Annotated in this window: 18 protein-coding genes; 8 read left to right on the top strand and 10 right to left on the bottom strand. The window is 62.4% G+C overall.

The window, feature by feature from the left end:
* Positions 1 to 3: 3 nt before the first annotated feature.
* The 3 genes from LAN37_07925 to LAN37_07915 form a co-directional block, all read right to left on the bottom strand.
* On the bottom strand, positions 4 to 1,926 hold the full coding sequence (locus tag LAN37_07925) for an ATP-binding cassette domain-containing protein (protein MBZ5647133.1): 1,923 nt from the start codon (positions 1,924 to 1,926) through the stop codon (positions 4 to 6).
* Between the two features lie 168 nt (positions 1,927 to 2,094).
* Positions 2,095 to 2,679, bottom strand: coding sequence for a hypothetical protein (locus LAN37_07920; protein ID MBZ5647132.1), 585 nt, complete (start codon positions 2,677 to 2,679; stop codon positions 2,095 to 2,097).
* Positions 2,680 to 2,738: 59 nt separating this feature from the next.
* On the bottom strand, positions 2,739 to 3,719 hold the full coding sequence (locus LAN37_07915) for an alpha/beta fold hydrolase (protein MBZ5647131.1): 981 nt from the start codon (positions 3,717 to 3,719) through the stop codon (positions 2,739 to 2,741).
* A 105-nt stretch (positions 3,720 to 3,824) separates the two neighbouring features.
* Here LAN37_07915 and LAN37_07910 point away from each other — a divergent pair, with 105 nt between their 5' ends.
* The 4 genes from LAN37_07910 (at position 3,825) to pstS (ending at position 6,706) form a co-directional block, all read left to right on the top strand.
* On the top strand, positions 3,825 to 4,061 hold the full coding sequence (locus LAN37_07910) for a zinc ribbon domain-containing protein (GenBank protein MBZ5647130.1): 237 nt from the start codon (positions 3,825 to 3,827) through the stop codon (positions 4,059 to 4,061).
* A gap of 34 nt (positions 4,062 to 4,095) precedes the next feature.
* Positions 4,096 to 4,734, top strand: coding sequence for a hemolysin III family protein (locus LAN37_07905; protein MBZ5647129.1), 639 nt, complete (start codon positions 4,096 to 4,098; stop codon positions 4,732 to 4,734).
* A 3-nt stretch (positions 4,735 to 4,737) separates the two neighbouring features.
* Positions 4,738 to 5,580 carry a DMT family transporter gene (locus LAN37_07900; protein ID MBZ5647128.1) on the top strand — a complete coding sequence of 281 codons (843 nt, stop codon included), beginning with the start codon at positions 4,738 to 4,740 and terminating at the stop codon, positions 5,578 to 5,580.
* 103 nt (positions 5,581 to 5,683) lie between these two features.
* A complete protein-coding gene (pstS, locus tag LAN37_07895; GenBank protein MBZ5647127.1) occupies positions 5,684 to 6,706 on the top strand; it encodes a phosphate ABC transporter substrate-binding protein PstS in 1,023 nt (340 codons plus the stop codon).
* Positions 6,707 to 6,729: 23 nt separating this feature from the next.
* Here the strand turns inward: pstS and LAN37_07890 are convergent, their stop codons facing one another.
* Both LAN37_07890 and LAN37_07885 read right to left on the bottom strand, forming a co-directional pair.
* Positions 6,730 to 7,044, bottom strand: a complete 315-nt coding sequence (locus LAN37_07890) for a cupin domain-containing protein (protein ID MBZ5647126.1) — start codon at positions 7,042 to 7,044, stop codon at positions 6,730 to 6,732.
* A 45-nt stretch (positions 7,045 to 7,089) separates the two neighbouring features.
* Positions 7,090 to 7,818 carry a hypothetical protein gene (locus tag LAN37_07885; GenBank protein MBZ5647125.1) on the bottom strand — a complete coding sequence of 243 codons (729 nt, stop codon included), beginning with the start codon at positions 7,816 to 7,818 and terminating at the stop codon, positions 7,090 to 7,092.
* Between the two features lie 253 nt (positions 7,819 to 8,071).
* On the opposite strand from LAN37_07885, the gene LAN37_07880 reads away from it, so the two are divergent.
* Complete coding sequence (locus LAN37_07880; GenBank protein ID MBZ5647124.1) at positions 8,072 to 8,281, top strand: hypothetical protein; 210 nt, start codon at positions 8,072 to 8,074, stop codon at positions 8,279 to 8,281.
* 253 nt (positions 8,282 to 8,534) lie between these two features.
* On the opposite strand, the gene LAN37_07875 is transcribed toward LAN37_07880, so the two are convergent.
* Positions 8,535 to 10,805, bottom strand: coding sequence for a cyclic nucleotide-binding domain-containing protein (locus LAN37_07875; protein MBZ5647123.1), 2,271 nt, complete (start codon positions 10,803 to 10,805; stop codon positions 8,535 to 8,537).
* Positions 10,806 to 10,875: 70 nt separating this feature from the next.
* Positions 10,876 to 11,925: a glycosyl hydrolase gene (locus LAN37_07870; protein ID MBZ5647122.1), complete on the bottom strand. Its 1,050-nt coding sequence runs from the start codon at positions 11,923 to 11,925 to the stop codon at positions 10,876 to 10,878.
* Positions 11,926 to 12,121: 196 nt separating this feature from the next.
* On the opposite strand from LAN37_07870, the gene LAN37_07865 reads away from it, so the two are divergent.
* Together LAN37_07865 and LAN37_07860 are read left to right on the top strand one after the other, a co-directional pair.
* Positions 12,122 to 14,449 (top strand): malate synthase, encoded by a 2,328-nt coding sequence (locus LAN37_07865; GenBank protein ID MBZ5647121.1) that lies wholly within the window; start codon positions 12,122 to 12,124, stop codon positions 14,447 to 14,449.
* Between the two features lie 253 nt (positions 14,450 to 14,702).
* The gene (locus LAN37_07860; GenBank protein ID MBZ5647120.1) at positions 14,703 to 15,248 is read left to right on the top strand and encodes an SgcJ/EcaC family oxidoreductase; all 546 of its coding nucleotides are present in this window, start codon (positions 14,703 to 14,705) and stop codon (positions 15,246 to 15,248) included.
* Between the two features lie 115 nt (positions 15,249 to 15,363).
* Here the strand turns inward: LAN37_07860 and LAN37_07855 are convergent, their stop codons facing one another.
* From LAN37_07855 to LAN37_07845, 3 genes are all read right to left on the bottom strand, one after another.
* On the bottom strand, positions 15,364 to 16,587 hold the full coding sequence (locus LAN37_07855; GenBank protein ID MBZ5647119.1) for a lactonase family protein: 1,224 nt from the start codon (positions 16,585 to 16,587) through the stop codon (positions 15,364 to 15,366).
* 53 nt (positions 16,588 to 16,640) lie between these two features.
* Positions 16,641 to 17,150, bottom strand: coding sequence for a porin family protein (locus LAN37_07850; GenBank protein MBZ5647118.1), 510 nt, complete (start codon positions 17,148 to 17,150; stop codon positions 16,641 to 16,643).
* A 590-nt stretch (positions 17,151 to 17,740) separates the two neighbouring features.
* Positions 17,741 to 19,783: a hypothetical protein gene (locus LAN37_07845; protein MBZ5647117.1), complete on the bottom strand. Its 2,043-nt coding sequence runs from the start codon at positions 19,781 to 19,783 to the stop codon at positions 17,741 to 17,743.
* Positions 19,784 to 20,639: 856 nt separating this feature from the next.
* Here LAN37_07845 and LAN37_07840 point away from each other — a divergent pair.
* Entirely contained in the window at positions 20,640 to 21,197 is a 558-nt protein-coding gene (locus LAN37_07840) for a hypothetical protein (protein MBZ5647116.1), read from the top strand.
* Position 21,198 lies beyond the last annotated feature (1 nt).

The raw sequence follows: 21,198 nt of genomic DNA, 5'->3' as shown, positions 1-21,198 counted from the left end.
ACCTTACGATTCCGCTTCCAGTACCCCCGACACCTCTTCCCACTCTGCCATCAGCGCATTAAGGTCCGCCCGGCGTTGCTTCAGCAGCTCCGTTTGCCGCGCCGTCTCCTCTGCGCTGACGAAAGACTCCAGCGCCTTCTCGCACTCGCGGATCCCCTGCTCCGCGCGCCCGATCAGCTCCTCCAACTCGGCGCATCGCCCCTGCATCTGCCGTCGCTTGATGGGGTTGATGCGCTTCGCCGAGTGTGGGACAGCCGCCCTCGGCTGTCCGCCGTCATTTTTCGCCTCCAGGATGACAGGCGGGGGCGCCTGCCCTACGGCGTCCCGCTCCTTCCGCCAGCGGTAGTCTTCGTAGTTTCCCGGATACACGCCGACTTCTCCCCCGCCGATCTCGAACACCTTGGTCGCCAGCTTGTCGATGAAGTAGCGGTCGTGCGACACGAACACCACCGTCCCCGAATATCTCTCCAGTGCTTCCAAGAGCACGTCCTTCGCCCGCAGATCCAGGTGGTTCGTCGGCTCGTCCAACAGCAGGAAGTTCGCCGGATGCAGCAGCATTCGAGCGAGTGCATAGCGATTGCGCTCGCCGCCCGACAGCACCCCGATGCGCTTGAAGACGTCGTCCTCGGTGAACAGGAAACACCCCAGCAGGCTGCGCAGGTCCGTCTGCGTGTGGTGTGGCGCCTGCTCCCAGATGTCGTCAAGCACACGCCGCTCGGGGTCGAGTTCCTTGTACTGGTCCTGCGCGAAATAGTCCGCCTCGACGTTGTGCCCCAGCCGGTACTCCCCTCCGCTCGGCGGCTCGATCCCAGCAAGCAGCTTTATGAGGGTGGACTTCCCCGCTCCGTTCGGCCCCACCAGCGCGATGCGGTCGCCGCGCTCTACCATGAAGCTGGTGTCACGGAACACGTTCTTCGCGCCGTAGCTCTTGGCAACCCTCTTGAACTCCGCCACCAGCCTTCCGCTCGGCTTGGGCTGCGGGAACTTGAAGTGGATGGTCTTCTCCCCCGGCGGCACCTCGACGCGCTCGATCTTCTCCAGCTCCTTGATGCGGCTCTGCACCTGCTTGGCCTTGGTCGCCTGGTAGCGGAAGCGGTTGATGAACGCCTCCAGCTGCTCGATGCGCGCCCGCTGGTTGCGATACGCCGCTTCCAGCGACTCCAGCCTCTGCGTCTTCTGTGCCAGGTACTTGTCGTAGTTGCCGGGATAGAAGTGCACCCGCTTGTTCCAGATCTCGACGATCTTGCCGACCGTGACGTCGAGGAAGTATCGGTCGTGCGAGATGAGCACGTAGGCGTGTGGGTAATCGTGCAGGTACTCCTCGAGCCAGTTGCGCGTCTCCAGATCCAGATGGTTCGTGGGCTCATCGAGCAGCAACAGGTTCGGCTTTTGCAGCAGGAGCTTGGCCAGCGCGATGCGCATCTGCCACCCGCCCGAGAACTCATCGGTCAGCCGCGTCCAGTCTTCCTTGCGGAACCCAAGCCCGGTCAGCACCGCGCCTACCTGGGCCTCGATGGCGTAGCCGTCGCGCGTCCGGAACTCGCCCTCCAATCGCTGGAAGCGGTCCGCCACCTGTGCGTATTCGGCGCCTTCGTGGTCCAGCTCCGACATTTGCCGTGTCAGCGCCTCCATCTCCTCTTCCATCGCGCTCAGCTCGGAGAACACCGACATGCACTCCGCGAATACGCTGCGCCCGGAGAGCGTAAGCCCATCCTGCGGCAGATAGCCGTGGGTGATCCCCTTGGCCGCCGTGAGCGCGCCATCGTCCAGCGTCTCCAGGCCGCCGAGGATCTTCAGCAGCGTGGATTTCCCCGTGCCGTTGGCGCCCACGATGCCGACGCGATCCTGCGGCGTGATCAGCCAGTCCAGGTTTTCGAACAGGAGTTTGTGGCCGTAGCGCTTCCCGGCCCCGGAGAATTGGATCATTGCCGCCCTCTATTTTCGCATGGAGAAGACAGCCACAGACGCCCCTGGAGCCAACGGCAACGAAGAAGTAAGAACGAAGATTGCAGAAGTGGAGTCACAGGGTTCACTTCTGCAATCTGACTTCTTCGATCTGACTTGGTTTCTGGGTTTCTGCGCGTCTGCGCTTGCTTACTGCGCCGCTCTTCTCTCCGCCGCCGAGAGCTGCAGCAGCGCGTTCTCCACCAGCTTCATCGCGATCCCCCATCGCTGACGCGCCTCGTCCTCGTCCGACCCATACCCGTACAGGTAGAAAGTGACATAGAACCCGTCTTTGGCGTCCGCGCCCATGTGGTAGGTGCACCGCCGCACGATGAACTCCGCCGCCGCCGACATTTCCGGCGCTCGCTTCAGCAGTTTGCCCGCCGCGTCGGCGAAGCGCTCATGGTCTGGAAAGGAGTGGCGCCGTTCTTCGGCGCTGAACAGCAGGTCCACGTACGAACCGAACTTCCACTCCGCCTGGTACACCGCTTCTTCCTCGTTCAGATCGTTGGTCAGCCAGGTATCGCACTTCGCGGTCTCCAGCACGGAATGATTCGAGTTCGTGCTCGCCAGGAACTCGCCCAGTTCCTGATTGTGGTGGGCTTCTTCGATGTTGAGCAGGAGTTCGGGTTGGCGCTTCAGGTCGTAATAGCGCGTGCTTCCGTCCGGCGACGCCCACGGCATCTCCAGCCGGTCGTCTTCCGACCCCAATTCCACTGCCCAATCCACCTGCATAGCGAGCGAATTCTACCGCCGCGAACGCTTGATTTTGGCAAATTCGGCGCTCACGGCGATTACGGCAATTCCTTCAGGAACTCCTGTATTCTTAGCTCCGCCCACCTGCCGTCGTACCCATTCCTCGCCGCCGCCAGAAAGCCGCAATGGCCGCCGTGCCTGGTCTCGACGTAGCAAATGTTCGGATTCGCCAGGATCTTCGCCTTGCTCTCCGGCGTGATGGTGATGAACGGATCGTCGAGCGCATGGATGATGAGCGTGGGAACAGCGACCCGTTCGATCACCCGCGCTGCGCTCGCCCGGTAGTAGTAGTCGGCGGCGCCGGTGAAGCCGCAGTAGTGCGCCGTCACCCGGTCGTCGAAGTCTCGGATGCTGCGCAACCCGCGCAGCCGCGAGACGTCGAACCTCCCCGGAAACAATTGCGCCTTGTACCGCATGCGTTTCTTCAACGAGGAGAGGAAGTGCCATTCGTAGATGCGGTTCTGCCATTCGTGCAGCAGCGTGGCGCAGGCGTCCAGGTCCATCCCGGGTGAAACGGCCGCCACCGCCTTGAGCTGCGGCGGAGCTTCGCTTCCCCACTCGCCCGCCGCCTTCAGCACCTGGTTTCCCCCCATCGAGTAGCCCACCAGCGCCACCCCTTCCAGCTTGTCTTCCGCGATCAGCGCATGCACGATCGCGCGCACGTCCGCCGACAGCCCCGAATGATAAAGCGTCGCCGACAGCTTCTCGGTCCCGCCGCAGTTGCGGATGTTCATCCGGACCACGTTCCATCCCGCGGCCCACGCCTTGTTCGCGTTGCCGATCACGTACTGCGACTCCGCCGAGCCCTCCAGCCCGTGCACGATCACCATGGTCAGCCGGCACTCCCGCTCCGGCTTCCAGTGGCAGTGGCAGAGAACCTGTACGTCCGGCTCGACCCTGAACAGGCGGTCTTCGCCCGTGGGCAGCCGGTTTTCGCGCGGCAGGTACGTCGTCACCAGCGTCTGCAGGTGTCCGCTCCGCATCCCCGTCCGGGGAACGAATTCGTCCGCCACGTTCATCCGATTTATTTTGCCTCCCGGCCCATATTGCTGGTATCAAATTCTAAGGAGCGGCCGAGCCGGCTCCTGACTTGCTACTGGCTACCAGCTACTATCTACTGTCTTATGCCTATTTTCGAGTATCTCTGCAAGGGTTGCGGCAAGAGATTCGAAGCCATCGTCATGGGATCGAACCAGGCCGAGTGCCCGTCGTGCCACGGCAAGAAGCTGGAGCAGCAACTTTCTGTCTTCGCTGTGGCCGGAGGCAAGACCCAGAGCGCGCCTTCATTCGATTCTGCGCCCTCGCCTTGCGGTTCCTGCGGCCATCCCGGCGGGCCTGGCTCCTGTTCCTTCGAGAACTGACACTGAGTACCCGGAGCGACTGGTACTCGCCACTATGCACGACAGCTCGCCCTACGAAGAACTCGCAAATTCGATCACACACGGCATTGGCCTGCTGCTGGCGACCGCCGGGACGGTCGTCCTCGTCGTGCTGGCCTCCCTTCACGGCACGGCCCGCCACATCGTTACCTGCTCCATCTATGGTTCGACGCTGGTTTTCATGTACGCCGCCTCGACCATCTATCACAGCGTGCGCGGCCCGAGGGTCAAGCATGTCCTGCGCATCATTGACCACAGCGCGATCTACCTGCTGATCGCCGGAACGTACACGCCGTTCACCCTGGTGCAGCTCGGCGGCGGATGGGGTTGGACGTTGTTCAGCCTGGTTTGGGGATTGACCGTCGTCGGTATCGCGTGGAAGGCGATTTTCATCCGCCGCTTCGCCATCGTCGGGGTCGTCATCTACGTGCTCATGGGGTGGATGGTCGTCATCGCCACCAAGCCCCTGCTCGAGCGGGTTCCACCGGGGGCCATCGCTTGGCTCTTCGCCGGCGGCATCGCCTATACGGGGGGCATAATCTTCTTCGCCAGCAAGCGCATTCCCCATCACCATGCGATCTGGCACGTCTTTGTCTTGATCGGCAGCGTGTGCCACTACATCGCCGTGCTGCTCTACGTGGTTCCACGCCGCTAACACATGATCGTTCCTTCGGGGTTCGCTTCCGCCGCCTTCGGTCTTGCCTCCGCCGCCGCGTTCGGCACCGCGGACTTCAGCGGCGGCATCGCCAGCAAGCGCGCCCAGGTGTTCGGTGTGCTGACCGTCGCTCGTGCCTGCGGCCTTACATTGATGCTGGCGCTCGCCTGGATCACGCACGAGCACTTGCCCTCCACCCGCGCCCTGCTGTGGGCCTGCGCCGCCGGATTCGTCGGAGGACTCGCGCTGCCCGCTCTTTACCGCGCCCTGGCCATCGGCAAGATGGGCATTGCCGCTCCCGTGACCTCTGTCCTCTCGGCGGCGCTGCCGGTCGTCGTGGCCGCCCTGACCGAAGGGCTCCCCCATATGCTTCAGATATGCGGCCTGGTGCTGGCCCTGATCGCTCTCTGGTTCATCTCGCGCCCGGAAGGCAAGATCCGCCCCCAGGGACTTGGCCTCGCGCTCTTCGCCGGCTTGGGATTCGGTAGCTTCTTGGTCTTCATGCGCCAGGCCAGCGCGGAAGCGACCTACTGGCCGCTGGCCGCTGCCCTCGCCACCTCTCTGATTCTGGCCGCGATCATCCTCATCGCCCAGCGTGGCTCGCTGCCCGGCGTTGGTGTGCTCCCTGTGGTCCTTGCCGCCGGCCTGCTCGACACCTTCGGCAATTTCTTCTTCATCCTCGCCAGCCAGCGCGGGCGGCTCGATGTCGCCGCCGTCTTGTCCTCTCTCTACCCCGCGGTCACCGTGCTGCTCGCTCGCCTGCTTCTGAAAGAACGCATCACGCGGATCCAGACCGCGGGCATGACCGCCGCGCTCATCGCCGTCCCTCTCATCGCCGCGCGCTGAATCCGCGCCTGCGCATCACGACTGCCGGCGCCAGCGATACGATTCTTATCTTGACTATCCCGCAAGGCGACTTAAGATTGCGGCCATTATTTCGAGGCAAGCCATGAAAAAAACCTTGCTACTTTCTGTTGCAGTATTTCTCTCCCTCGCCGCACTCCCCCGCTTGGGTTCGGCGCAAGAAGCCGTCGTTCTGGTCGGCTCCGGTTCCAGTGTCCCTGCGCCCCTCTACGCCAAGTGGACGGATGCCTATAACAAGCGCAAGCCGGGGTTCCAGATGCGCTATCTTCCCATCGGCACCAGCGAAGGCATAAAACAGATCTCCCACGGTGTCGGCGACTTCGGCGCCGGCGAAGTGGCGCTCACCGCCAAGGAGCGCAGTGAAGAAAATCTGCTGGAATTGCCCTCTGTGTTGATCGGCATCGTGCCCATCTATCACTTGCCCGGAACTCAGAAAGAGCTTCGTTTCTCCGGCGAACTACTGGCCGAGATTTTTCTTGGTACCGTGAAGACCTGGAATGCGCCGCAGATCGCCAAGCTGAACCCGGGCGTGTCCCTGCCGGATCTGCCCATCAAGGTGATTTACCGGCCTGGCGGCAAGGGCACCAATTACGTCTTCTCCGAGTTCCTGTCCAAGACCAGCCCCAAATTCCACGCGGAGATAGGGATCAGCCCCTCTCCCCGGTGGCCGGTCGGCGTCCCCGCCGAGCGCAGCTCCGACATGGCCGACAAGGTGAAGAGCGAGCCCGGCTCGATCGGCTTTGTGGAAGCTCAATACGCCATCAAGGCGGGCATCCCGTTCGGCCTCGTGCTCAACCCGGCGGGACACTTCGTCAAAGCTTCGTCGGAAACCATCACCAATGCCTGCCGCGCGGTCGAGGCGCCCTCGTGGGACAAGTTTGCCGCCTCCTTGACCAATGCGCCGGGCGCCGACTCATTCCCCATCACCAGCTTCACCTGGCTGTACCTGCGCACCAGCTCCCCCGATGCCCGGCGTGCTGCGGCTCTGGCGGATTTCTTGAACTGGGTGTACTCCGATGGCCAGCAGCTTGCCCTGCAGGAGGGCTACTCCGATCTGCCGTCCCAGTTGCTGGCCAAGGTGAAGGCGAAAGTCGCTTCCCTTCACTGAAGATCGAAGGGAATGGCTGCTGCCTACTTCAGCATGTAGAGCAGCATCAGCACCGGCGTCTCCGCCTTGATGGCGTGGGTCAGCTTCGCCGGCATGTGCGCCAGCGAGCCCGCGCTCGCGCTCATCACATCGTCGCCCAGCTTGAGCTGCGCTCGGCCTTCGAGGAAGTGCAGTACCGCCGGCACCTGCGCCGTATGTTCCGACAACTCTTCTCCCTGCGCGAAGCCGAACAGGATGATCTTCAGCTTTTCGTCCTGGTGCAGCGTGCGGCTTAGGATCCCCTTCTCGGGAATGGTCGCCTGCTTGGTGATGTCGGGAAAGAATGCGTACGCGCTCATCGGCTTATCGTACGCCGTTTATCCGGCGCAGTCCGCCTCCAGCGCTCACAGCTCGCTCAGGTTTCTGCCTCGCTTCTTATCCTCGGTCGATGCATGGCGCATGCTATGGCCCTCGAACAGGTGGACCAGCTCTTCACCCAGGTTCTTCGCATGGTCTCCTGCGCGCTCGAAGGCCTGAGCCATCAGCAGCAGGTTGATGGTTCGGGTGGGGTTCTGGCGGGCGGTTTGTTGCAGGTGCTTCCGGAACAGGGCCTGCCGCACTTCATCGATCTGGCGGTCCGCCTTGATGACGGATTGGGCCAGCACCGCGTCCCGGCTGACAAATGCCGTATGCGTTGTGTCCAACATTTGTTCCAGCGTAAGCCCCATCTTGAGCAGCGGTGCTGTATCTCTGCGCTCCAGCTTGGGATGAAACCGCTGGGCGCATTGTGCCACCCACAGCATCAAGTCTCCAATGCGCTCCAGATCGGTGATGAACTTCAGACAGGACAGCAGTTGTCGCGCCTGTATCTCGTCCACCTGTGTGATCGCCGCCGGGATTTCCTCGTCGATGAGGCGCTCGTAGCTGTCGAGGTCGTACTCGCACTCTTTGACCGCCAGCACCGCCATCCCCGATGAGCTCGATAGCAGATTGCCGACATTGAAGGCTGCGTCTCTCGCCACCAGGCATGCGTGCAGAATGATCTGCGTCAGCTCGGCGGTCGAATACGTCCGTTCTCGCCCCCGGTGGCGCATCGCCGGTGCATTGGAATTTGCTGCTACAGCTTGCCGCACGGTCCGGAGCTTACTCTTCCCAGGTTAAGAGAGCGTTACAGCCCCGTGAAATCGAGGATCGGGACCGCACGTGCGATCGGGAGCGCAGCTCAAAGCACCAGCAATGGTGCATAGTCTCGGCCGTCAAGCAATGTTAAAGGAATGTTAATTTCTGCCGCTGGCGGTTGCCTCGCGGCGCGACAGAGCTATCATTACTCTGGCTGCCGCTTCTGCAGTTGTCCAACTCACCAGCCCGACGATGATGGACGTGGACATGAACACATCTCGCAGTGATGATCGTATCTGGCTGAACCCGCCGAAATTCTGGGCCGCCACCAAGAACATGCCGCCGGCCGACGTGGACCGCCTCGTGGACAAGCTCTTTCATCTGGCTGAGACCCGCGATCTCGAGGCTTTGAAGCAGTACGATTTCATTTTGGTCGCCGGCAGGGCCGTGCCCAACTTCTTCCGGCGGCGGAGCTAAGTCCGGCCCGTATTCAGTTCCCGGTACGCCGGGATGAAGCTGTGCGAGTGTGGGGCGCTTCTCCCTTCTCTCGGCCGCATGCCCCGACTCCAGCGGTCACGATCTGCCCACTTCTGCTCTGTGATTCACCGACAATTCACGGGCGCGTAACCCTGCATTCACGACAGTGTGGCAATCTCGGCGCAACCCACCTTTCAGACAACCCAAGCGGGGCGCCGTCTCACCTCCGGCGCCTCGCTTCCGCCTGGTGCGATCAGTTTTCCTGGTAGGAGCGCAGCTCCACGTCGGTGCGGCGCAGGCGCGACGCCAGCGCTGTCGCGATGCCCTCCATCATGTTCAGCGCCAGCATCCGGTGGTCCACGGTAAGTTCGTCGAAGCGTTTTCTTGTGATGACGTAGAGTTCGGTGTCGGTATGCGACACCGCATCCGCCGACCGCGGTGCTCGGTCCAGGAACGACATTTCGCCGAAGAAATCTCCCCGCCCGAACGTCGCCAGGTGGTGTCCCGACTTGGCTCCCAGCGGCATCAGGATGCGCACCGTTCCCCGCCGGATCAGGAATAGTTCGTCGCCCGCGTCGCCCATGGAAAAGATCTTTTCCCCCGCCTTGTACGACTTGTTCACCGTGCACGACTCGAACGCCGCCAACGTCTCTTCTTTGCGCTGCCGGAACAGTTCGATCTCCCGCAGATCCAGCAGTTTCTCCTGCTCGCGCTCCATCCGCTCCTCTTCCAGGATCCGGTCCTCGATCCACTCTAGAGCCTCGTCCAGGTGGGCGAAGATCTTCGCGTGCCGCTCCGCACGGACCAGTCCGACGGTATCGAAGTACCGTTCCATGTCCTGGCCGCTCGGCACTTCGTTCGGCATGTGGCTGAAGATCAGCACCCCGCCCCGGTCCGCCAACATGTCTTCGATCTGCTCCAGCATGTGGGCGGCGGTGAAATCCACCGACTGCACCCGCCGCATGTCCAGCACCACGTATGTCCGTTTCTTCAGTTCCGGCTCGAGTTCGGTGTAGAGCTGGTCGGTCGTGCCGAAGAACAGGCTGCCTTGCAGTTCGAAGATGACGGTACGGTCGCCGCGCTTCTCCAGGATCGCCATCTCCTGCGGCAGCCGCATCTGCTTGGAGAACCTTTCGTTCCCATTGACCTTCCGCCGCACCACCGCGCCCCCCACCTGCTGCCGGATGAACAGCATGATGGCCAGTCCGATGCCCACGCCCGACGCCGCGATCAGGCTCACCGTCTCCGCCACCACCACCACCGTCGCGATCACCCCGAAGTCCAGGATGGTCGAGCGCGACTTCAGCAGGTGCAGGCTGTTGCGGTCGAACATCCGCACGCCCACCACGATCAGGATCCCGGCCAGTGCCGCAATCGGCACCCAGGCGATCAGCCTACCCAGGATGAGGAACGCGAGCAGCGCCAGCGCTCCTTCGATGACCCCCGACCTCCGCGTCTGCCCGCCGCTGGACATGTTGACCAGCGTTGCCCCCATCTGCCCCGATCCCGGCACGCCTCCGATCGCCACCGACGCCAGGTTTCCCAGCCCCTGCCCGATCAATTCCTTGTTCGAGTTGTGGCGGCTGCGCGTCAACGCGTCCAGCACCACGCTGGTCTTCAGCGTGTCGATCGAGAGCAGCACCGCCAGCGTCAGCGCTGTTGAGAACAGCAGATTCATGTCCAGGCCGTGCAGCGCGCTCACCGCCTTCCAGCGGCCCACGATGGCTTCGACGAAACCGACATTGGACCCAGCCAGTGGCCCGATCACCAGCTTGTTGCCCGCCAGCGCCAGCATGGACTTGTCCGCGAGCCCCAGCGCAAAATATGCGCCCATGCCCGCCAGCAGCCCCAGGATCGCCGCCGGCACCGCCTTGGTCACCTTCGGCGCCAACACCATCACCGCGACGGTGACCGCGCCCACGATCATGCCTTCCCACTTCCAATGCCCCGGCGAGCCCACCGCCTCCCAGAACCCGAGCGACTTCGGCGTCCCCAGGTATTTCGGCACTTGGCTGAGGATGATCACCAGCCCGACGCCGCTCAGGTAACCGCTGACCACCGGGTAAGGCATGTACTTGATCAGCTTCCCCAGCCCGATCACGCCGAAGGCGATCTCCATCACGCCGCACAGCAATGCCACCACGGCCAGCATGAGCAGCGCCGGCTCCGGGCCAACGCCTCGTTGCGTGAGTACGATGGCCAGCGCCGACATCACCGCCGTCGCCGGTGCGCACGGCGCCGTGATCAGCCGCCGGGTCCCCCCGAACGTCGGTGCCACCATCCCCAGCGCGAACGTCCCCAGGATGCCCGCGATCGCACCCTGCGCCGCGTAGCTGCTGCCCAGCGGCGCGAGAATGGTCACGCCGAAAGCAATGGCCGACGGCAGCGCCACCAGCATCGCTGCCAGACCGCCCCAGAAGTCGCCCGCCAGATCCTGGGTCCGCCGCACAGTGCCACCTTCTCCCGCTGGCTGCGATTGGGGAGCTTGGGACGCGTTGCTGCGCGCGACTGCGGGTTCAGCCATTCGTTTTCCTGTATTGCTCGGCGGAGTATGCCATTTTTCGCCTGATTTGCCACGCCTCGGATGCCAGCGATCACCGTTCCTTGCGGCTCTCGCAGTGAGCTCCGCAATACCCGAGCACGGCTTTGGCGATCTTGCCGTTTGCGCCGGCCGCCCACGCCACCCCCGACAAGGGAGCGCCAGCCACAGCGTTGAACCCCTCCGGCAGGAAGGACTTCCAGCTCTTCAGTCCGTCCTCGGAGAACGCGCTCCCGCTGGATCCGACCGCCGCCAGCCCGCCGCCTTCCGTCACGTATGCGATTCCCGAGAAATACTCCTGCTCCGCCACCTTCGCCGGTTTCCAGGTCTTGCCGCCATCATCCGTCGTGGCCAGGTTTGCGCCCCCCGCATCGGAACGACTGTAGTCTCCCCCGGCGATCACCCCATGACGCGCATCGCGGAACGCCACCGAAAAGATGCCGGCAGACGGAATCCCGTGCTGGATCGGTGTCTCGCTCACCTTCCAGCTTCTGCCCCGGTTGCTCGATCGGAACACCCGCGCCGCCGCTCCGCCGGTCACGAACCAGGCATTCTTCTGTCCCTCGGTCGCGATGCAGGTTCCGCTGGCCGCGAATGCGCCCTCGCCCTCGATCGCCTCCGGTATTCTGCGCCGGTCCACATATTTCCATGTCTTGCCGCCATCTTCGGTGGTGATGATCTGGAATCTTCCGTCCACCGGGTCGCCGACGGCGATGCCGTGCTTCTCGTCCCAGAATGCCATGCAGTCGAAGAAGCCCTTGGGATCATGGTTGGTGAACTGGAGTTCCCAGTGATTGCCGCGATCGTTGGTCTTGTAGATCCGCGATCGCTCGCCCGGCCCCGCGGCCAGTAGAAAGGCCGAGAACCCGAACCCATGCACATCGCGGAAGTCGAGCCCTTCCGCTCCCGGAACCTGCCCCGGCTTCCAGGTTTGTCCGCCGTCGACGGTGAGGAGGTAGGTCCCGTGGGTGCCGCTTGCCCACGCGATGCTTTCGTCGACGACACTGATCCCGCGCAGCGATTCCTTGGTGTTGCTTTCCTGCGGCTGCCATTGCCCGGCCGCGCTCGCTGCCAGCCACACAATGAGTGCCAGAATTCGGTACATGATGAGGACGTCCGCTGGGCGATCCCTTTCCACCATCTGCAATTTTCCGTCTGGGCGCCAGGATGGGAGGCGGCAAAGTATACACCGCAGAATCTTCCACGCCCGGGCCCACCCGTAGCTACGGCTTGACGCCCCACCTGCAATAGTGCTCTATTCGCCTGCACGCTCGTGCGAAACATGTGAGGAGGCCCAGCCCATGATCCGTCAGGACGTTCTCCAGAAGTTTCCAGACCTCTTCGGTGCCAAGCGGGTGAACGGTCGAGAAGTCAGCGTCGAACAGACGATCGCCACGCTCACCCGAGAGCTGGGTCCCGAGATCGCTGCCGGCCTGACCGCACGTCGGACGTTACTGGAGTCCCCCGCGCCGGTCACCAAGAAGTATGCCTGGCCGAAGTGGGACGAGAGGTTTGAGGATCCCATCACTGGGAAGTCTTGGACCTTTCGCCAGATCGTCCAAGGCCTGATTGACAATTTTCTGGGCCGGGACAGCGAGTGGCGCTGGCGGCTCAACGACCAGGTGCCCATCCCCAAGGACGCCCACCCCCTGACCAATCCCGGCTTGGAGCTCACCGGGCCGTGGCATCCCCTCGACATGGCCTTCAACGCCTTGAATAGCCCGGCGCCCGTGAACATGCCCGACTGGGAAGACGCCTCCCCGCCCCACTTCCAGCCCGATGGCACGCCCAAGGATCAGCCGGTGGGGATTTTTGCCGCCTTGCAGAACGCCAAGGAGATCCTGGAAGGTCAATGGGACGGCCGCCCCTATGAGGTGGTGAAGAAAGGCAACAAACGGACGTACAAGATCAACAAGCCGTCTTCGCAGTGGCCCACCCGGTTTTGTCGCCCGGCCGGTATGCACGTGCGATTTGATCACATCCGGGTCGACGATCAACCGGTGTCCGGCCTGATCGCCATTGCTGTCCTCTGGACCCTCAACAACTACGAATCTCTCACCCGCGCCGGCACCGGCGTCTACTTCTACATCCCGAAACATCAGACGCCTCAGGAAGCCCTCATCCTGGAGAAGCTCCTGTCGCGGCTGGAAGGCATCATCGGCGTCCCCGCCGGCACCATCAAGATCAAGGTGCTCTACGAGGAGGGAAATGCGGGACGCTTCTTGCCCGCCATTGCCTGGGTCTTGCGCCGTCGCCTCCTGGGGACGAACGTCGGCCGCTGGGACTACTTGGGCAGCATCATCGAGATGTGGAAGGACGACGCCAAGGGCGTCTTTCCCGATCCGCAGACCGTCGGCATGGCCACCCCCACCATGATCGCCTATCAGCGCTACAACGCCCTGATGATGCTCATGGCCGGCATGAAGAACGGCGAGCTCAGCCAGGCCGCCCCCATCGGCGGCATGGCGGCGGTCATGATCTATCAACCCAGCGATCCCTATGGCCGCGCGCGATACAACCCGCTGGCTCTCCGCGCCATGGTCATCGACAAGCTCCGCGAGCGCATCCTCGGCCTCATGTTCGTGCCCGAGCAGCCTCTGCCCGCAGGGCAACACCCGACCTTGGACGACATCCTTGCCGGTCGCGTGAAGGGACGGCTCTACGATGCCTACCGCCAGAGCTGGGTCGCCAGCCCGGAAACCGCCTACGTCGCCGCCGGCAATGCTCCCTTGCGCGCACCCGTGGCCCACCTCCAGGCCATCCTCGATGCCCCGCAAGAGACCGTGGACGTGAATGGCAAACCGCTGCCCACAGTCGCCAGTGGTCTCAGTGATGCGGAGCGGAGCCTGCTGAAATCCCGTGGCTTATTGGATGCGAAGGGTCAGATTACTCCCCAGGTCATCACCAAGAGCACGCTCGACACCCCGGAGAAACTCTTTACCCAGGAACTCTGGGACGCCATCTACAGCGTGCCCAAGGGTGAGGTCACTATCGAGCACATCCAGCACTCTTTCTACATGGCGGCGAACTACGGCTTCCAGATCCTCAACGGCAACTTCGCGGCCGCCATCGACGACTACGAGCTCAAGCTGCGCTTCATGAACGACCTCGCCACCTACCGCATCAACGTGTCCTGGCTCTGGACCCTTGTCCAGCACCAGGCCGCCATCACCAAGGACGGCCATCTCAAGCGCTCCGCGCTCACCGAGGATGGGGTCGAACTAGCTGCCAACGCCGCCGAGATCAAGGCCGGCACCCGCTTCACCCACGAGCTTTTCCAGAAGGTGTGGGACCACCACAACCAATGGACCGCGGAGTTCTTCGCCGAGCTGGATCGCCGCGGCGATCCCGGCCGCTTCGACCGTTCCAAAGCTCCCGTCATCATGGAGCTGCTGAAACGCCAATTGCTTTCGCCCCGCTACATCCAGCACAGCGCCCGCGTGCTCTTCGAGGTGGGCCAGGCCAACCCGAAGCAGCGCACCCAGATCCTGGAGACGCTCTTCGATCTCCCCCGCGAGGAGATCGCCAAGCGCGTCCAATCAGGCGCCCTGGACAAGATCGCCTTGGACGCCCACGACTATATCTATGACGTCTTTCCCGCACCGGTGGCGGCCGGCGCCCGGCGCTGAGATCACAGGGGAGCCTTGGGGTGCCCCGTCCTAGCCCGGGTTCGGCTAGGGCGGGGTGTGCGGCGGTGGTGGCAAACCCTTGCTGCTGGTCTCGATGACCTGCGGACCGACCTGGGTCAGCGAGCCGCCGGCGGCGAACGGGGAGCACGTGGGAACCATCATCTACGCTTGAGCTAGTGAGCGCCACGAGCCCGCGTCCCGCTCTCTAGATCGCAGGTCACGCGGCACCATCCGTGTGGTAGTGTCGTTCGTCATGCGAACAGTCACCTTTCTCCTGCTCCTCGCTACCAGTGTCGTGGCCCAAGCCCCTCCCCAGCAGCAACACCAACAGCAGCCACATTCGACGCAGCCCGGCAAGATGCGATCGTTCAGAGGCACGCCCGGGGACATCAATCTTATTACCGCCGAGATGAAAGCGCAGGAGAAAGCCTGGAACGACCGGGACGCCGCGGGCTACGTGGTCGACTTCATCGATGCGATGCAGTTCACGGACCTGGCGGGTACCGTCATCAGCGGCCGCAACCCGTTCCGGGATCGGCTTCAGCAGATGTTCCGCACGCATTTCAAGGGCGCGCACCTTAGGTACGAGATCCGCGAGATCCGCTTCGTGCGCCCGAGAGTCGTGGTCTGCGATATCGATGCAGAGATAACGAACTACAAGTCGTTGCCTCCCGGCGCCACCACCCGGCTCGGTCGCCCGCTGCGCACCCGCCTGAAGTACATCCTGACCAAGGAAGCCAGAAGTTGGGTGATCATCACCGGGCAGGAAACCGAGCGCAGAGAAAAAGACCAGAAATGACGTTGCGTGACCTGGAGGCGAAACCGCCCCGGCCAGATCACAGTTTGCGCAGGCCGCACGACAAAAGAAAACGGCACCGCATGCGGCGGTGCCGTTGGTCTTTTCGCAAAACAGCTCAGTGGGTGATGATGATCTGCGTTGGCGCGTTCGTCCCGTTTGAGAACGGTGACCCCGGGATCTGCGTGAGGTTCCCGTTCGAGTCGATGGTGACGCCGGTGATGGTCGAAGGACCAGTATCACAACAATCGGTCCCGAAATCGACGGCGTAACCGAACTTACCCGACGGATCGACCGCGATGTAGTGGAGCCACTGCCAGTTATTGAACACGAACGGCGACCCGCCGACCGCCTTAAGCTTCCCACTCGTGGTATCGAGGCTGAACACAGCGACATTGGAGGTGCCGTTGTAGTTGTTCGCGGCAACATAAGCCTGCCCCCCAACCATGAACTCCACTACTGTGTAAGGACCGCAGTCGTTAGCCCCTGTGGTAGTCGCGAAGGGCGATCCTTCTCCGGTCACTTCCGTGGGGACGCCGCTGTTCTGGTCGATCTTGTACACCGAGACGGTGCCCGGATCGCAGGCGTACTTGTTGGCAACCAGCAAGAATTGTCCGCTGGCGTCCACTGTCCCGCCGGTGCTGTAGTTGTCGGCGTCGAATGGAATACCGTTGTTCATCGCCGTCAAGGCGCCGTTACTGGGGCTGATCGTGAAGCCGTTGAACTGGCCGTTTTCGTTCGGCACATACAGGAAGCGTCCCTTCGGGTCCATCACCACCAGGTGTGGGTCGCTGGACAGGGGCAGGTCAGGTGGGATTTGCGTCAGCTTGCCGGCGCTGTCCACGGAAAAGGTGGAGATCGTGTTGTCGTTGTAGTTCGTCACGTACAGGACGGTTCCTGCGGGGTTCAACTTCGCCGAGTAAGGATTGCCCGCAGTACTGGCGAACGGCGACCCTGGGACGGCGGCCAGCGCGCCAGACGACTGGTCCACGCTGAACACGGCGATCTTGCCCTGCTCCGGCAGCGGCACGTAGATGAACCGGCTGGTCGGGTCGGCGTCGATGAAAACCGTAGCCACTCCGGCGCTGGAGCTGGAGGCTAGGCCCGCGTCGAATGCCGTTACCACCTGCGTCAGCGCGCCCGTGGTGGGATCCACCTTGTAGACATTGATGGTGGGAGTGGCGCTACCGTCGGCGCTGCCGTTGACCACGAAGGCGAACTTCGCCTCCACGCCGCCGGCCGGGATCAGGAACCCCTGGCCCACGGTCGTGCACCCGATGATGACCGCGACTCCAAGCAGGCAAGAGAAAGCTACTAGAACCATCAGTTTTTGCTTGTTCATGTCCAATCCTCTGTCAGGTCCTGCGGTTTGGCCCTGCTGTTTCAGTCCACTTGCTATTTCTTGCCGAAGCGGTACACCAAGCCCGCCGACAGGCGGAAGTTGTTCTGCGTCGCGTCGGCGTAACGCGTCCCCAGGTAATCGGCTTGCACGATGCGCACCGACAACCGCTCTGTCCACTTGACGTCGATCCCGCCCCCCAGCGCGAACCCCAGCACCGTGTCGGAGAAGCCTCCGGTCGAGGTGCCGTGGCTGACGCCCACCAACCCGTGCAGGTACGGCTTCAACTTCCCATGCCCCAGGTTGATCTGCGGCCCGAACAGGAAGTTGTGCATGGTCTGGTCGCAGCAGTAGTGGCCGGAGACGTCGGCCTTCAGCGCCAACCAATTGTTCCAGTTATAAGTGAAGGCGCCTTCCCAGCCGCTGGCGTTCCCCGCGGGCAGACTGAAGCCCGGGTCGGAACGCAGGTAGGAGTACCCGCCGAAAAGGTCCGCCTTGTACTCCTGGGCGAAGCCTGTCGCCGCGCACAGGAGGATCAAGGCTGTGACTACCAGAGTGCTTCTCATCAAAGCCCCCTTCTTAAAGGAATGTCGCTGCTACTGATGTCGACCTTGTGGGGTGTTACGAAAGACTGCACACGACCGCCCCATGATGTACAGTCATACTGGCGAAACGCGGATGGAGTGTCAAGCGCAATCAGGGGCGCTGTTTAACGATTGTATACGACTATATTCGTATCACAATATGCTTTAAAATCTTGCGCGGCCGGCAACCGGGATCCGTCCTGCCCGCTGAATTCGCTGTTGCGCTGCGATGTCCTGGCAGGCAGGGCTCCTCGATTTCCACAACTGGTATCAGCCGTAGGTCAATGCGATCCTCCCGGGGAGTCAGATACCTTGCAAAACACCTCAGAAGCGAACGACTCATGCCTCGGCACGGCGCAGCCGCGGATCGGCGGCTTCCCATCGCGCTCCATCAAAGCGGCGCGCGCCAAGGGAGCTTCGGGACAGAAGGGGGCGCCGCAGGAGGGAGCTTGCACCCCTCAATCCCATCGGGCTGTCTGACGGGCGGGTGGCCCGCCGGTTCGCTGGTCAGAGAACGTGTGGCTTCGGCCGGTTGTAGGGGGGTGCGAGCTACTAGGGCCCGTCGCCCAGGGCTAATTCAGTCCGGATTGCGTCAGCTTCACGCCACAGCCCACGCCGCTGGTTCCATTACAAGAGTTTCCGGCCGTGGAATTCGCGATGTTCGTGAAGTAGATGTTGGACGCCTGACCCGACCCACTCACGTTATCGACCACGAACCCGCTGGTGGCCCCGGTGTTCTGGGCTGCCGGGGCGGGCAGCGTGAACGCCGCTGCGGCGTTCGCCGGAAATGTGCTGGTGATGTCGAACGAGTAGATGCACGCGGTTGCGCATCCGGTCAGGGCGCCGCTGCCGCCGATGCTGAGGAAGATGCGGTCCGTAGCTCCGTTCTTGATCTCCGTGATGGGCGAACACGCGCCTCCGGATCCGCTACTGGTGATCAGCTCCAGAGGGCCGGCATTGGTAGTGGCGTTCATTTGGCCAAAGACGTTGAAACCGACGCGGTACAGGGCTTGGCGGTCGATATGTGCCGGTTCTCTCGCGCACAAATAAAAGAAGCCGGTGATCGAGCCCGGCGAACTGTTCAGGTACTTGTCATCGAAGGCGCCGCTATGCATGTTGTAGACAATCGGGCCAGTCGATGTGAACGAGATCGCCACCTTCCCACCCAGCGCCGTAGTGGTCTGGATCAGCTGCCCCGTGATCGTGCTGGTAGCGGTGCCATCGGTGAAGCCATTGAACCAGAGCACCCGTCCCGTGGTGGGATCGACGACGGGCGGATCGACCATGCTGCCGCCCGGTGACAGGTTCGTCCCACCCAGGCACGGCGGACTGCCGGCGCCGCAAGCACCGACGCTGCTGCCCACCTCCCGGACGTAGCTAGCCCGCCCCGTACTATCGCCCATAAAGATATTTCCCGAGGTCGAGTCGAACACCGGCCCGGTGAGAATGGCCCCGGCATTCACCGTGATCGGCCACCCCGTGACCACTTCCGCGGGAGTGCCGCTGAAGATCGGGGTGAACTTATGCAGCCGGCCATTGTTGTCGCCGACGTAGAGAACGTCGTGAGCATAATCGTAGAAGGGGGAAGAGTTCGTGTCCGGCTGCGCGCCGTTGAATGTGAGGTTGACGATGCAGGAGTTGCCCGCTGTGCACGCGCCCCACGACGCTACGATCTGGTCCGGCGCCACTGCCCCGGACGCGCTGCCTTGGCCGGACTTCCACTTCAGGATGTGCAGGATCGAACCGCCGTTGGCGTTCGTCCTCGACTCCACGTACGCCACCATGCTGCCGTCCAGGGAAAGCACGGGCGAGGTCAGCGTCGTGCCGGTGTTGTCCCCGGCGGGGTTGGTATTGTAAAACCACATGACCGAGGGGCCATTCTGGTTGCACAGGCCTCCGGCGGCGCCCTGCGTGGAATAGAGCTGGTTGAACGCGATGATGCTTCCGGTCGCGTCTAAGCCACCGGCGAGGGTGGCGCCTGCCCAGGTGAAGTTGGTCAGACCCTCGGCGAGCGTGATGCTGTTGCCTTTGGCGCCTGCGGTGGTGGCAGTGACGGTCACCACTGCGGCGGCCGAGCTGCCCGTCACGCCCACTCCGGCGCCGTTCCGAGTGATGGCCGCCGCCAGGTTGGCGGCCGTCACCGTCGTGCCAATAAGGCTGATCAGGAAGTTAGTGCCAGTGTTCAAGGTGGAGCTCGCGGTCAAGACCAGTGTGCCGCCGATGGTGACGGTTTGGCCGTTAGTCGGCTGGCCCGTGAAGGTTCCCGCCCGGCTCGCTTTCACCGCTGCCTGTCCGCCGGTAAGGCTGGTGGTGTAGGCCACGTAATCGTTCGCGCAGCTGGGTGCGGCGTTGATGTCAAAGCTGAACTTCGCTGGAAACATCCCCACACCGGACTCGCCGTTCGCGCCCAGCGATACGCCCCAGTCTCGTTTCATCGAAGACTTGCGCCCTCGGTTTTGGTTGAGATTGGGCGCTGGCGCCGCCGCAGGCTGTTGCTGTGCGACCGCGGCAGGTTGCATGGCCGCAGCCTGGCGCTTGATCACCTGCTCTCGGTACCGCGATACCTGCAGGAGTTGCCAGGCTTGGTAATCATTGGCCGGCGCAGAGAAAACCATGTGCCGGTGGCTCCAATCCGTGCTCGCGTGCAGCGGGACATGATTCGTCGGTGATCCACCAATCCCGCCGGCAGGAACAAGGACGAGAAGGATTCCTACAACCACGGCCAGCCTGGCCGATACAAGCCCCCCCCTCGTGATGATAGTTGGATTCTTGCGTCGCTTTAGCCTGCGGGAAGACTGTGGGATCGAATGGCAGCCATTGCCACTACCGTGGTCAGGGCACTCTGTTGCCTGTTTTGTTCCCCCACCTGCGTCCTGAGCCCGGTTATCGAACGTACCGATTCGCTCAATCATTAATTCCACACTCCTCACACCATCACACCATCGCCGGCTGGAAAGTTTCGGTTGACCTTCCGAACCTGCTCGAAACCATCGCGTTATTCTCTTATGAACCTAAGGTCTTGGACAAGAGTACCCCGGTAATTAAAGACCCTCCCGTCTGCTGACTTATGGACCAGGACGCAGCGGATGCTGCTCAGTAGCGGAGTTGCTCATCGAGATTCGGCATTGTACAGGCTCCATAGATCCTGAGAGGCGCGAAGCGGACGATAGACAGCTAATCCATGGGCGGCCCTAGAGGACGATTTTAGAACTCCCGATTAAGTGAAATGCTGTTTGCGCCAACTGGCCACGAGAGCCCTTTGTCCTAATGCGGATAGCGGCAGACAAGGAAAAGCTCAAGAAACTTCTTGACAAGCTAACTAGTGTTATAGTTAACTATAACAGTGCATGACGTGTGGGGGTTCATTTGAGCTGATCGGTTCGCAACTGAGTACGCCAGCGAATGACCCCTACCCGAGAGCAAAAGAAGTGAATTTGTTGAGGAGAATGAAACATGAGATCCCTTCGTTTTGTGCTGTCCGTTGTTCTGATGTCGCTTTCCACCGTGGCTTTCGCGCAGTCCGGCGCGCAAAAGCCTGTTGCGCCGTCCGACGCGCAAAAGTCCTCCGTGGCTCCTGTGCCGTCCGAGGCGCAGAAGTCCTTCGCAACCATGAAAACTCTGGCGGGTTCCTGGGAAGGACCCGTGACAACCTCCCCGCCGGCCGTCGAGGTCCAAGGCAAGCCCGCGCAGATCTTGCTTCGGGTGACTTCCCGGGGGAACGCGCTGATGCATGACTTGACCGTTGCGGGAATCCCCGACAATCCCATCACCATGTTTTACCTGGATAGCGATCGCATGCTCCTGACGCACTATTGCGACGCCGGAAACCGGCCTCGAATGACGGGCAAGATGTCGCCGGACGGCAAGAAGGTGGAATTCGAGTTTCTCGATATCGCCGGCAACCCGCAATACCACATGCACCATGCCGTCTTCACCATCATTGACGAGAACCATCACACCGAGGACTGGACCTTCATGATGAAGGACGACCCGATCCAGGCGCACTTCGACTTGCAGCGCAAGAAGTGAC

Source organism: Terriglobia bacterium, assembly GCA_020073495.1.
Lineage (GTDB): Bacteria > Acidobacteriota > Terriglobia > Terriglobales > Acidobacteriaceae > JAIQFD01.
This window is presented reverse-complemented; position numbering and strand designations above follow the sequence as displayed.